This is a genomic window from Vibrio sp. B7 (assembly GCF_963888765.1).
In the GTDB taxonomy this organism is placed as follows: Bacteria; Pseudomonadota; Gammaproteobacteria; order Enterobacterales; family Vibrionaceae; genus Vibrio; species Vibrio anguillarum.
The window spans coordinates 127,304-140,701 of sequence record NZ_CAWPKR010000022.1; the positions used below are offsets into that span (position 1 = coordinate 127,304).

A 13,398-nucleotide genomic window follows, 5' to 3' on the forward strand; every position below is an offset into this window, starting at 1 on the left:
TGACAATCAAAATATTTGATTTTAATTTAGTTTGATTATCAAATATTGTCAACAAACTCTGTCTATTGGTACCGAAACCATTGGGAAATAAGCTAAGTGGAAAGTAGAGGTAGGAAGGGAGAACGAGAGCCCTCCTCCATTGAGAAGGAGAGCCGGAAGGAATTACCACATCAAATCATCAGGGACTACGAAATCCGCGTACGGATCATCTTCAGCAGGTAGAGATTCATCGGCAGTTTTATTTTCGATAATGCTCTCTTCATCACGCATGAAGATTTTATCCGCTACCACACCCGGGATGACAGCATAGCCATCTTCATAACGCGCGATAGCCAGGATTCCTTTACTCAGTTGATCACGAACCAATGAATCGACATAAAGTGACTTCACCAACTTACCATCAACAAAGTTGTATTTGATTTCACCGTGTTTTAGATCCAGCTTATTCATCTCAATCAGTTGTTTTACTTGAGCGCGAATTTCTTTGCTCAACAACTGCTCTTTTTGCTGTTTATTTAGTGCCTTGTCGCGCTCTTGTTGCTCGACTTTATTCGCTTCTACTGCCGCTTTCACTTCACGTGCTTGCACGCGCGATTTTTTAGAGCTCTTTTTCGCTTTGCTGAGTTTTTTGGCGTTAACTAAACCCGCTTTTAGCATTTGCTCTTGTAGAGATAAGGTTGCCATGATCAATCCAAGTCAGTTATTTGCTGGTGAGTTTAACGGTTCATGGCGAGTGAATAAAGAGCGCTGTGGTTATCTTATTCATCCTAACGAGCAAAAAATGCTTTTCTAAACTCATAACGCTGCTTTGCCGCGTAGCGCACCCACTCTTCTGTCGAAAGGGTGGCATAGGCTGTCTTTCTCTGGTTTGAGAGCGTCTTTTCTAACTGCGCTAACGCTTGCTGGTAGTCAATGACTTGAGCAGCCTGCGCTTGTTGCTCGATTTGGCGATGGGCCACCTCACTGCGCTCATGTTCATTTAAGTAAAGTTCGGCCAAACCTTGTTGTACTTCTAAGCGCTGTTCTAACGATAAATGTTGAGGGATCAGCCGAATCGCTTGTTCATAGCGTGCATTACCTGTGTTTAATGAAAAGGTATCCCATTGATATTGATGCTGTGTAAGCCGCTGTTCGATGCTCTGCAACGCCTCTTCTACGGAAGCAATACCTTCGTAGTCATTGGGTTGCCGTACAAAATCATAATAAGCGTACTGATCAGCAAACAAGATATCCGCTTGTCGCCCCCATACTTGTTGATCAATCGATTTTACATAAGCCATTTTGTCACCTAATTCCGTATCCTCACCGATGAGTTCCATTCCAAGCAACGCGTCACGTTGCGCCTGTTTTTGCCAGTAGAGTGCAACCAGCTCATAGCGTTCATGGGGCAACTGTACTTGTAGTTGTTGTAGCCGCGCAGCACACACATTTTGCTGACGACACTGCTGCCAAAACTGCTCTATTCTCTCTCTCAGCGCTTTGCCTATTTCTGTTTGCAGCGTTTCACCAACGAGTGTCCACTCTTCATGGGTTGGATGATCGCGATTAGCCAGCAAAGCAACGCTACTTTGCTCTGGCAAACGCACCGTGCCCGGCAATGCAACCTCAATTCTATTGGGGGGTGTTTGGATAGTGGGAAATTCATCCCTCTTCACCCACCAATAACTTGCGCTGCCGACTAAGGCAACGCAGATCAATAACCTAACCCAACGCATCTAGCGGATCTCAGCTTTAACCGGGAAGTGATCCGATAAATTGTAATGCTGCCATAAACGCTCGTCCGTGGTTCTTGGCACCAGCACAGTATTGCGGTTTTGTTGTTCGCTTGGTTGTGCAAACTCTTGACTTACCACCACATAATCAAGGTACTCCACGTTTTCACCACCGGATAAGGGTTCTCCTGCAAAATCATTGATGCGCGGATCAAACGTTGATTCGGTATAGCCTGCGTAGCTAGGTTCGGTTGACGCAAGATTCGCGAGCATGTTTTGATAGTCATCGGCAAATTTACGTTTATTCACGTTAAAATCACCGCCATAAATCACCGTTTCTGTGCTGGGAATAGAGAACGATTGTGCAAAACTGCGCATCTGTCTGAACTGACGTTGGCGATAATCGCGAGCGGTATCGGTATCAAACGAGGCAGTATGCGTTGCAAACAGATGATAAGCCTGACCATTTTTGATGATTTCAGCATAATTCACCCCTTTATCAGCAAAACAGTCAGTTCCCGAGCAATCAGGGAAGACATATTGTCCTTGGTTAACAATTGGGTAGCGGCTGACGATCATCACTCCGCCGTCATGGATATTCACCCCAGACTTATCGAGCATCTTCGTTTGGTACGGATACTCTTTTGCCAGCTCTCGAAGAAAGGCATCACGCCCCGCAGCAAACACTTCTTGCAGCATTACGGCATCATATCCTTTGATATGCTGAGGGATGATAGCAAAACGCTCGGCAATATTTGAAGCAATCACAGGTAACGCCCAAACGTTATAGGTCATCACTTTTAAGGTCTCAGCGTCGGGTGTTTCTTCTGTATTCGTTGGCGTAATGGTGTAATAAATATCGTCGTAACGAGTGGTGCTGACGGATTTAAACGCAAGCTCGGTTGGACGTTCAATCAACTGCGTTGAGTAATAACGGTGAACCGCACGATCATTTTGCCACTGAAGAGGAATATCTCGTGCTTGTACCCCATGCTCAATGCTTGAGTTATACCAATGACCTTCCATCTTCTGCTGTAAAGAGAAAACCTGCCCTTGCGGCAAAGTCACCATGGTTTCAAATTGGTACGTTTTGCCAGATTTCACCCCTTGCCAGCGGTTAAAGCTGAGCACCATTTTGGTTTCCCACGGGCCTAACGTTTCACTGTGTTGCTGCCATTCACTGCCTTGTTGCAACTGATCAGATCCGGTCTGTTTCACAGTAATAGACATCGGCAGCGCAGAGTTATTGGTTAAATAAATATCGGTGTCCGCCAATACCGCATGAGCAGCAAGAGACAACCCAAATAGCATGACTTTATTAATAATCTTCACGTTTTCATCCTTTAACTGTGAAAAAATAAATTAAGCCATCCCCCTATGAAATATTGATGTAAGAAATACGACAGTTTGAGTACTCCAAGAAAGGTCACGAAAAATATAAAAACTATTGAACGATTTATCGATATTTTTTCTTTCAAGGCAAATTTTAGCGTTATACTGCCCGCCCCAAATTGTGAGAGGATTTTTTGTGGAACGTGAAATGTCAGTGATCATTGGTTTGTGTAACCCTAAAAGCCCAACCAACGTAGGTGGTGTGATGCGCGCGGCAGGTTGCTACCAAGCGTGCGCGGTTCGCTACAGTGGTGAGCGTTATGATCGCGCAGTGAAATTTCAAACCGACACAAAAAACATTCAAAGTAAAATCCCGCTCACCGCGATGGTAGAGATCACGCAGGACTTGCCAAGTGAGATGAAAATCGTCTGTGTTGAACTGGCAGAAGGGGCCACACCACTGCCCGAGTTTATTCACCCGGAAAAAGCGCTGTATGTGTTTGGCCCTGAAGATGGTTCTATTCCACAAGAGATAGTTAACCAAGCCAGTGAGGTTGTATACATCCCAACGATTGGTTGCATGAATTTGGCCGCGAGCGTCAATGTGCTGCTGTATGATCGATTGGCAAAATCCAAGCTCGATATTGACCACAGCCAACGTATTCTGAGCAGCCGAGATGTGAAAAATCGTTTGAAGTTTAAACGTGCTGATCAACCAGCCACTTAAGGCTGCAATCGAAGCCAATGAAACAAGCGAACGTTCTTCACTCAATAGAGCCTAACGCTCACTTATTTCATTGGCAGTCATAACGGCCAACTCTCGCTAACGAATATCCAACTGTTTAAGAACCGACGGATAACCCCAACCATATTCACCAACTTTAACTTCGTCTCCCGTTAAATAGTGATAAAGAGTGGGCGCAAGTGAGCCATTTTCGACTGAACCGAGCGGCGTGGCTTGATTGCCAATTGGACTCCCCCAAAAACCGATAAAAGCATCTTTTTCTAGATAGCTTTCACCCGCATGACGCCCCGGAACTTTAGTATTAAAGCCAACGCCCTCTTTAGGAAATAGGTTAATGGTGCCCGCACGGTCGTCTTCATAAATAGCAGCGAGCTGATTAACCGAATCTGGACGGGGCGTAAAACGTGTTAACTCTCGCCACTGCGCACTTGAGCACCACGTCTCAGCTTGATTCGCTTTAGCGTGATAAACACAACGTTCGACGAGTTGTGCATAATGTTCTAGCTCATCAGATGAAGGAGGCGACAAATAAGCATTTAGCTGCTGAACGCCAAGCAACAATGGCTGTTCCGATTTAGCAAAATAGCGCAGTTTATCACCCTTTTTTTCAATCCATTCATCCACTCGTTTACCTTGCCGCTCGCCAATCAACCGTACAGAACAGCCTGTTAAATCACATGGTTTTTCTCTCACGACTAAATAATCTAGGCTTTCAGCAAGTCGCGCTACGGTTTCATCGATCACATCAACCTGCTGCCCTGGCTTAGAATGGATCGGTTGCCAACGGATCAGCTCTTGATAAACCGGTTGAACTTCCCATCCAGCTTCTGCATTAAAGAAATCCATCATAAAATTTCCACCCGCAGTGGAAGCGACGACCACATCAATCCCTTTGTTTGACGGCGCGTTAATCGCATTCGTCATTTTTGGCCCTTCTCCCTCATCCGATGAGATTTTCTTCACGTTGAGTTTTATTCCCAGTTGTGAAGCTAGCGGCTCAAAGATCTGTTTTTCTGGGTTGAGGGAGAAATAAACAGGAGCTAAACCATGATCGCCAGCCATGCCCCATAACGTGCGGTCATATACTCCCGCGTCTTGATAGGTTGCTTCTATTTGCGCTAGCCAGTAATCGAGGCGGTTTAGTTCCCCAGTAGGCATGATGACTTCATCGCTGAATGGGCCGCTAAAATGAGCAAAATGATCCGGCCATGGATTATAAATCAGCGTATAGTCGGGCATTCCTTTCAGTTCTTTTTGTGCAAGTTGTTTCAACTGGTGAGCAAGCACTTGATGGCGAGTCCAGCGAGTATAAAAATCCCACTTGCTTATCTGCTGATAGCGCGTGACCTCTTCAACTAATGTCGCTCGCAACTGTTGGAGTTCACGTTCGACAATCGCGCGCTCTTTCAGCTCACGCACACACCGCTTTTCACCAAAATCACGTAGTGCCTCACCCGCCCCCAAATTCACTAAACCATCATAAGTGGTGTGAGCATTCCAATCGTATTGCGCATTGCAGTTGAGGGTGTTGAGGTAAGCGAGGCGATCAAACATCGTTTGTACTTGGTTTTTAACCAGTAAGCGATCAAGCTGCAGTGCATCATTACCAAAAAAGTAATAAGCTCGGTCGGTTGGGCGATCAACAAAGTGGAAATTGGGTATGCCAGTACCACCTTGGCCGGACACCTTAGCTCCTGTTTTTATGATCGGTAAATTACGCACACTGATCGTTGGTGTTGATGAAATGCCCACTTGAGTAATAGAAGCGCGATGATCACGATACAAGCGTTTAAAAAACGGCAAGTAATGTGGATCGTGATAAGGCTGCTCAGCCAATATCTGCATGAAACGTACTTGTTGCTGATGTTCAGGTTGAACCACCTCCATTGAAGAGGGCTTCGTGCTCAATCGATTGTTGTGATCTTGGTGAGCTTTGCGGATAAATGGCTTACTCGGGTCAACCAAACCTTCGATCAGCCCTTGTTGCAAACCATCCACGGTGATCTGCACTGCCATACGACGTTGTTGCTGAGAGCGGAGAAACGCAATCAATGCTTGAGGATCATCATCAAATGTTTTTTGTAACCAGGAATTTAGTGCTTGTTCACGCTCTTGCTGATAGACAAATTGGCGGTAGCCTTTTAATACGTTCATACGCACAAAATCAATCAAAGTAACCGTGATTGCCTCTGCTTTGTTGTTCACACGTGCTGTATTTTCTGGCTTTGCATCTTCTAATACCCCAAAAAGGGCTTGCTTCATCTCTCCTTCATCCATCCCATTAGCAGCCTGACTAATAATTTGGATCACTATCGGTTGGATTTTATTAATCAGTAATCGATCGGGTTCACTTGACGTCAGATATTGATAGTGATCCGGCAATCTCTCAAGCTGTTGCCACTCACCAATTTCAACCAAGGCATCATACACAGTCACCATGGCCGCAATAAATTGGGCATCCACTTTAATCCCTTCATGATGCCCTTGATCTTTAATATTTTCTTTTTGTTCACTCACCACCTCTTCCCCATAATGGTAGAGGCTATGCTCGAATCCCTTTAAAACCTTTGCGTCATAAACAGTACTTAAATACTGTTTAAATACATCATCATTTTCTAACCCCGTATAACGATCATAATATTGATATAAAAAGTAGCCCAGCGGGATGGCGTAAGTTGGGGTAGAAATTTGTGCAATAACGCGAGCTTTTGTTTTTGCATCTAAAGGCAACATAAGGATATAGCTATCGAGTGTTACCCCGGCAATGGTAAATAAGGTCGAATCACGGGCAAAGCGCGTTGAATAGCTTAAAGACGACGCCATTTGATTTTTCAATATTTGCGCCGAATTGAACAGCCCGCCAACCACAGGCGCGTCACTGATAGCAGCGAAAGAGGTTGATGAAAGTAAAGAGGTTAAGAGTAACGCGATGGGTTTTAGCCGCCCAAAAGAATAAAATATCATACTGTTTTCCCTACAGTTATTGCATGCGCACATTGTGGCAAGCTTACTCGTAAGGTCAAGTCGTAAGTCATATTTCCGTTATAACTCGGCCATATATCCACATTAAAAATAATGATACCAATTGACTATTCGATAATGACGAGTTCCATTGCCTTTTTACCGATTCGATTCTATAAATAATGGAAATAAAAATAAATAAAACTCTCATCACACGATAGAAAAACTTGGCTTAATTCATTTTTTACTTATTTAATTCGGGAACCGTCTCATGCGCACCAATCAATCAGTTACACAAAAAGAAGTAAAGTTTCCACCTAGCTATAATTTATTATCGGTCACTAACCCAAGCAGCAATATTACATATGCTAGTAAAGAATTTTGTGAGGTCGCAGGCTATTCATTAGAGGAACTAACAAACCAGCCCCACAATATGGTGCGCCACCCTGACATGCCAGCAGAAGCATTTAAAGATATGTGGGATCACTTAAAACGCGGCCAATCTTGGATGGGTATCGTCAAAAATAGATGTAAAAATGGCGATCATTATTGGGTTGATGCGTTTGCTTCCCCGATAGTCGAAAATGGCAAAACCGTTGAATTTCAGTCGGTACGTTTGTGTCCAAGTCGAGAACACATCACTAACGCAGAAAAAATCTACGCGCAGTTTAAAGCAGGGAAAACACCCAGGCAGTTAAAGCTGCCTCGGACTCGCCTGTGGCAACGTTTAGCCATCGCCTTAGTCCCGATTGCAGGCATCAGTTTTATGGCTGATACTCTTCTTCCGGGAATAGGCTTAGTATTGATGTTATTACTGTCCATGGTTGCCGGTTATTATTTAACTCGCCGTTTAGAATCTCTCAGTGCTGATGCACGAAAAGTATTTGATAACCCACTAATGGAATTGGTGTATAACAACCATATTGATGATATTTCTGAAATCAAACTTGCGTTAAAAATGCGCCAATCCGAGATCAATGCTATGGTGGGACGCATTCAAGATTCAAACCAACAAATTGGTGAGGCTGCCAATTCATCTTCAAAAAACTGCAAAACAACTGCGACCAATTTAGAAGGTCAAACACGAGAAACGGAACAAGTTGCCGCCGCGATCAATGAAATGCACTCTACTGCGAATGAAATTGCACAAAATGCACAAAGTGCATCAGACGCAACAGAGAAAGCAAAATTGGCCGCCGAAGAAGGTATGGATTCGGTAAAAGATACATTGAATGCAATGCAACAGCTCGCAACCCAACTAGACAGCGCTTCATCGGTTGTCACACAATTGGCAGACCACGGAAAAACCATTGGCCAAGTGTTAATTGTGATCCAATCTGTCGCTGAGCAAACCAACCTGCTTGCACTTAACGCCGCTATTGAAGCTGCTCGGGCTGGCGAGCAAGGCCGTGGATTTGCGGTCGTTGCCGACGAAGTTCGCACCTTGGCACAACGCAGCCATGAGTCCACTAAAGAGATCCAAAATGTCATTGCGCTGATTCAAACCAGCACCCACCAAGCTGTCGATGCGATGCATGAAGGCGCACAGTTATCTAAATTATGTGTTAATAGTGCTAATGTCTCTGGCGATAAACTCAATATGCTACTTACACAAGTGATTGATATTACGGATAGAAATGAACAAATTGCCACCGCCGTAGAAGAGATGGCACGCGTGACTGAAGATATGAATTCAAGTGTTCAATCGATCAGTGATGTCTGTGTTGCGACCAATATTTTGGCCAGTGATACACGAGATGAATGTGAGGATTTAGTGGTAAACCTTAGCTCTCAAGGCACATTAGTTCGCCAATTCCGACGGTTATAATTTCATGCCCTACCAGCCCTCTAACGAGGGCTTTTTATTAACGATAGATAGACTTTGTGGACTCTCGCACAATTAAATCGATAGGGGGTAACCTAGCATCGTGCCTCTCACCACTGAGCAAGTTGAGAATGGAATGCGCACACACCGCACCGATCTCTTCAATTGGTTGACGCAATGTCGTTAGGGCCGGAGTGAAATACTGAGAGACAGGTAAGTCATCAAAACCAATCACTGAAACATCATCTGGCACTCGCACACCGTGGTCAGTTAACGCCTTAATGGCACCATAAGCCGTTTGATCATTAGCAGCAAAAATAGCCGAGAAATGGACTTTCGACTGCAACAGTTCAACCGTCTTTTCATACCCACATTCAGAGCTAAAGTCACCTTGTTTAATGAGTTTAGGCATAGGCTTAATTCCCGCTTCACGAAGCGCTTTTTGGTAGCCAGTGAAACGGGCGGTTGAATCAGGCTGATTAGCGAGCCCTTTTATATGAGCAATGTTCACGTGCCCTAATTGCAATAGGTGCAAGGTGGCAATATAACCGCCGAGTACATTGTCCACATTAATGCAACGTACATTATTACTAACAATTTGGTGGCCGACAGCAATGATGGGAATCGATTGAGCATATTTGAGGATTTGATCGCTTTTTAAACTGCCTGTCACTATGATCATTCCATCGACATTGCTTCTGGCAAGATACTCCAGTGCATGTGCTTCCAAGTTTTTCTGCCACTGACCTGTGGCAATCACCAGTGAATACCCTTGGGTCATTAATACCTTCTCCATGTCATTCAGAATTCGACTGGTGTGAGGGCTCTCTGCGTGCTGCACTAATACACCAATAGTCATCGAACGCTTATTGCCTAGATGACTGGTTGGGTAACTAGGTTTGTAGCCAAGGGTTTTAATTGCACGTTCAATATTTTGGCTTTTTTCATCCGATACGTAAGTTGTGCGATTCAAAAAACGAGAGACAGTGCTTGCCGAAACCTCGGCAAGCTTAGCGACATCATAAACAGTGGGTGCTTTCTTTGATTTTCTCATGGCGATGTTTGGCCCTTTAGAAGCACTCCTTCTCCACACGGAGAAGGAGTCTATCGTTTCTTTTTACTGTGTATCCCAACATATATTGGCGATCACAAATTGACACTCACCATTAGTAAATAATGAGAAGGGCGTGTCGAGATGAGTAAAACTTAATCCCTGCTCAGAGAAATGTGAACAAGCAATGTTCACGCGCGTAAAGCTATCATTGATGGTGGAAAAGTAGTGGCTGACGTCCACTTTAACCACGTTATCAATATCCCCCAAACACCCAGGAACAACGGCGCGTTGCAGTGACAAATAAACAGGTTCTGTTGCCGCTCTGAGCACTTTAATCTCAAAACTGACCACACCATGCGCATTATCGTAATGGCTGAAATCTTCCGCTTGCCCTAGCCCCGTTTGCGCATAAACCATTGCTCCACCCCCCAGAATTTCTACCTCAACGGCGTCTTGCTGCTGCTGGTAGTTATACGGCTTAGTTCGGACAGCACCGAGTTTCATCACGTTGTTGCGTGAGACATCCACGCCCATCCAATGTTCAGCATCCGACACTTTAAGTTGATAATCGCCTATCGTCGCCATAATGCCATACAGATGCTCTGCACGTGTTGCTTGCCATTTTGCTTCTTCTGAGTCGATATCTAAATCAAGGTCATCTAAATCTCGAGTTTGTTTTTTTTCAGCATAATTAAGCCCATAACCGTATTCAAATAAAGGAGCATGTTCCCCAACAGGAGACTGCTCACATTCAGGCACGACATAGTTGGGAATATGAGGAGGAATACGGTTCACACAGGTGCTGCGCTTTTTATTGGGCCAACTGAATGACAAGGTACCAGTGAAGTCGATATTAACTTCACCATTCTCTTTAGCCACTAAAACATCAGTAATGCCACGTCCTTCGCTGCCGGGTAAAAATGCCGCAACAAAAGCATCAGACAAGGATATTTCTTCATTGACAAACAGTGGACGACCGCTAAAGAAAATCGATACCACTTTTACGCCGCGCTTATGAAATGCTTTGATTTTTTCGCTATCTGCTCGGTAGCGACGTTTCAAGGTTGAAAACTCCAAAGATTGCCACGCTTTGATGTCACCCATCATTTCAGAATAAGGATCTTCACCAAACACCACAACTGCAATATCACCCGCTTGCCAATCACCTGCTAATTCTGGATCGTAGCAAACATTATCTATGCCCAATTCGGCTTCTAACGCCATTTTCACTGTGGTGGCTCCGGGGAAATCGGCTAAGTTATTTTCATCCCCTTGCCAAGTGAGGTTCCACCCGCCCGCTTGCTTTTGCAAATCATTGGCGCCGCTGCCCGTTAACACAACCTTGCACCCACGTTTGAGCGGTAAAATACCCTTGTTATTTTTCAACAGTACCATCGATTGCTGCACGGCTTGGCGAGCGATAGCACGATGTTCAGAGCAACCAATCAGTGACTGCTGACCAGCCAAAGCTCGCGCTGAAGGATGCGGTTTTTTCCATAAACCCGCGCGCATTTTCACCCGTAAAATACGCGTCACAGCATCATCAATTCGGCTCTGGCTCAGTACTCCACTTTTGGCATCGCTCACCGCTTGACGATAGGCTGATTGCCAATGCTCACGAATAGGGATCATTAAAATATCGTTACCCGCATTGATAGCGTAAGTCGCATTCCCATCGGTACATTTACTGACTTCAGAATGACCATGCCAATCGGTTACAACTAATCCATCAAAGCCCATTTGATCTTTCAAAACATCAGTGAGTAGATACTTACTGCCATGAATTTTGAGGTTGTAATCACCTGAAATGTGCGGTGCGTGATCGTAGTTCGCTTGGTTATCCCACGAATTAAATGAAGACATCACCACTTGCGCACCGGCATTAAGGCCACTGAAATAGCCCATGGCATGCACGTTACGCAGCAGATCTTCACTGTAAGTATTGCTGCCACGATCAACACCATTCACTGTGCCGCCATCACCCACCCAATGTTTGACGTTTGAGATCACATGGTGCTCACCTTGTAAGTCAATGGCATCACCTTGCAAACCTGCGACCATTTCGCTGGCATAAACATAAGTCACTTCAGGGTCTTCAGAGTAACCTTCATAACAGCGCCCCCAACGCAAATCACGAGGGGTGGCCACGGTTGGTGCAAAGGTCCAATCAATACCCGTCGCGGCGATTTCCAGCGCGGTAATACGGCCAATTTTGCGAATTAAAGCAGGATTGCGCGCGCACCCCAACCCAATATTGTGCGGAAATACGGTTGCGCCAAAGACGTTATTGTGGCCGTGTACTGCGTCAGTCCCCCACATAAACGGAATATGAAATGGGCGACCTTGATAAGCTTTTTCTGCGGCAAACCAGTATTCATCGGCTTTCGCTACCCATTCACTGGCTGGTGCATGTTTATTGCTGTTTGGCCAAGAGCCACCACCATTAAGTACCGTGCCAATCTTATAATCGATGATTTCTTGCGGCGTAATATCGCGGATTTCTGGTTGGATAATCTGGCCAATTTTTTCTTCTAAGGTCATCAACCCTATGATTCTTGCTACTTGCTGTTCAATTTCAGGGTCAGCTTTGATTGCTGATTCTATTTTGGGCCAAACGTCGAAATAAGGGGCTTGCTTTATTATTGTCATCGTCTTGTTCACCATTAAAAACTGGCCAATGAGTTTTCACTCAGCGCATCAAAAATATGAATCGCATCTAGGTCGAGATAGAGTGTAACCTTCGTCACCTCTACCTCTGCCGCTTGGGTTTCCACCATCAAAGGCTGGCCTGCAACATGGGTTTTCAATAAAATACTCGCACCGAGCAACTCTTTATCTTTGAGCGTAACGGCGATTGGCAAGACGCGTTCATGGTTAACTTGTTCTGCGCGTAAGTGAATATCGGTGGGGCGAATACCGACATGCAATGCGAGGTTTTTAGACGCATGCGCTTTAAATCGCTCGGGAAGCGGGATAAAGATGTCACCCAGTTGGATAAGCCATTCACCATCTTGCTGGATAAGTTGTGCATCAAGCATGTTCATCGAAGGGTTACCAATAAACTGCGCCACAAATTTGTTCGCCGGGCGTTGAAACACCTCTGTTGGCGTACCGACTTGCGCAACATAGCCATCTTTGAGGATCACAATGCGATCAGCGAGCGTCATGGCCTCAATTTGATCATGCGTAACATAAATAGTGGTGGTTTTAAGCTGACGATGTAACTGCTTGATCTCTTCGCGCATCACACCACGAAGTTTGGCATCTAAGTTAGAAAGTGGCTCATCAAACAAGAACACTTTTGGCGTACGCACCATGGCACGCCCCATCGCCACGCGTTGGCGTTGACCGCCGGATAACTCTTTAGGCTTACGCTCAAGGAGCGGGTCAAGCTCTAACATTTTTGCCGCTTTACGCACTTCCTTATCGATTTCAGTTTTTGGCATGCCTTTTAACTTCAATGCAAACGCGATGTTTTCATACACGCTCATATGTGGGTAAAGCGCATAACTTTGGAACACCATCGCTAAGTCTCTATCTTTGGCATCTACGTTATTCATCCACTTGTCACCAACGTAAATATCACCGGCCGTAATCGACTCCAGACCCGCCAGCATGCGTAATGTGGTTGATTTTCCGCAACCCGATGGGCCAAGAAATACCACAAACTCACCATCATTCACCGTGAAATCAAAATGCCTAACAACATCCACATGACCAAACGACTTCTTAATGTTCTTAAATTCAACTTTTGCCATAATTTTTCTCC

The 13,398-nt window shown here is 45.0% G+C and carries 9 protein-coding genes; 2 read left to right on the plus strand and 7 right to left on the minus strand.

What is annotated here, in order from left to right; translation table 11 throughout:
* Positions 1–162 precede the first annotated feature (162 nt).
* The 3 genes from AACV32_RS08525 to AACV32_RS08535 all read right to left on the minus strand — a co-directional run bounded on the left by AACV32_RS08525 (position 163) and on the right by AACV32_RS08535 (position 3,044).
* Positions 163–684: a DUF2058 domain-containing protein gene (locus AACV32_RS08525; RefSeq protein ID WP_026027777.1), complete on the minus strand. Its 522-nt coding sequence runs from the start codon at positions 682–684 to the stop codon at positions 163–165.
* A gap of 83 nt (positions 685–767) precedes the next feature.
* On the minus strand, positions 768–1,715 hold the full coding sequence (locus AACV32_RS08530; RefSeq protein ID WP_249339479.1) for a hypothetical protein: 948 nt from the start codon (positions 1,713–1,715) through the stop codon (positions 768–770).
* On the minus strand, positions 1,716–3,044 hold the full coding sequence (locus AACV32_RS08535; RefSeq protein WP_170894908.1) for a sphingomyelin phosphodiesterase: 1,329 nt from the start codon (positions 3,042–3,044) through the stop codon (positions 1,716–1,718).
* Between the two features lie 196 nt (positions 3,045–3,240).
* Here AACV32_RS08535 and AACV32_RS08540 point away from each other — a divergent pair, with 196 nt between their 5' ends.
* Positions 3,241–3,771 (plus strand): RNA methyltransferase, encoded by a 531-nt coding sequence (locus tag AACV32_RS08540; protein WP_370685849.1) that lies wholly within the window; start codon positions 3,241–3,243, stop codon positions 3,769–3,771.
* Positions 3,772–3,867: 96 nt separating this feature from the next.
* Here the strand turns inward: AACV32_RS08540 and AACV32_RS08545 are convergent, their stop codons facing one another.
* The gene (locus tag AACV32_RS08545; RefSeq protein ID WP_170894909.1) at positions 3,868–6,786 is read right to left on the minus strand and encodes an alkaline phosphatase family protein; all 2,919 of its coding nucleotides are present in this window, start codon (positions 6,784–6,786) and stop codon (positions 3,868–3,870) included.
* Between the two features lie 235 nt (positions 6,787–7,021).
* Here AACV32_RS08545 and AACV32_RS08550 point away from each other — a divergent pair, with 235 nt between their 5' ends.
* Positions 7,022–8,578 (plus strand): methyl-accepting chemotaxis protein, encoded by a 1,557-nt coding sequence (locus AACV32_RS08550; RefSeq protein ID WP_170894910.1) that lies wholly within the window; start codon positions 7,022–7,024, stop codon positions 8,576–8,578.
* 37 nt (positions 8,579–8,615) lie between these two features.
* Here the strand turns inward: AACV32_RS08550 and AACV32_RS08555 are convergent, their stop codons facing one another.
* From AACV32_RS08555 to AACV32_RS08565, 3 genes are all read right to left on the minus strand, one after another.
* The gene (locus AACV32_RS08555) at positions 8,616–9,629 is read right to left on the minus strand and encodes a LacI family DNA-binding transcriptional regulator (RefSeq protein WP_026027775.1); all 1,014 of its coding nucleotides are present in this window, start codon (positions 9,627–9,629) and stop codon (positions 8,616–8,618) included.
* Positions 9,630–9,692: 63 nt separating this feature from the next.
* Complete coding sequence (locus AACV32_RS08560) at positions 9,693–12,293, minus strand: glycoside hydrolase family 3 protein (protein WP_170894911.1); 2,601 nt, start codon at positions 12,291–12,293, stop codon at positions 9,693–9,695.
* Positions 12,293–13,387, minus strand: coding sequence for an ABC transporter ATP-binding protein (locus AACV32_RS08565; protein ID WP_017046900.1), 1,095 nt, complete (start codon positions 13,385–13,387; stop codon positions 12,293–12,295). Before AACV32_RS08565 ends, AACV32_RS08560 begins: the two co-directional genes overlap by 1 nt.
* Between the last annotated feature and the right edge of the window lie 11 nt (positions 13,388–13,398).

Coding starts and splice junctions, on each gene's coding strand:
- AACV32_RS08525 (WP_026027777.1), bottom strand. CDS start 684: ATGGCAACCTTATCTCTACAAGAGCAAATGCTAAAAGCGGGTTTAGTT.
- AACV32_RS08530 (WP_249339479.1), bottom strand. CDS start 1,715: ATGCGTTGGGTTAGGTTATTGATCTGCGTTGCCTTAGTCGGCAGCGCA.
- AACV32_RS08545 (WP_170894909.1), bottom strand. CDS start 6,786: ATGTGCGCATGCAATAACTGTAGGGAAAACAGTATGATATTTTATTCT.
- AACV32_RS08550 (WP_170894910.1), top strand. CDS start 7,022: ATGCGCACCAATCAATCAGTTACACAAAAAGAAGTAAAGTTTCCACCT.
- AACV32_RS08555 (WP_026027775.1), bottom strand. CDS start 9,629: ATGAGAAAATCAAAGAAAGCACCCACTGTTTATGATGTCGCTAAGCTT.
- AACV32_RS08560 (WP_170894911.1), bottom strand. CDS start 12,293: ATGGTGAACAAGACGATGACAATAATAAAGCAAGCCCCTTATTTCGAC.
- AACV32_RS08565 (WP_017046900.1), bottom strand. CDS start 13,387: ATGGCAAAAGTTGAATTTAAGAACATTAAGAAGTCGTTTGGTCATGTG.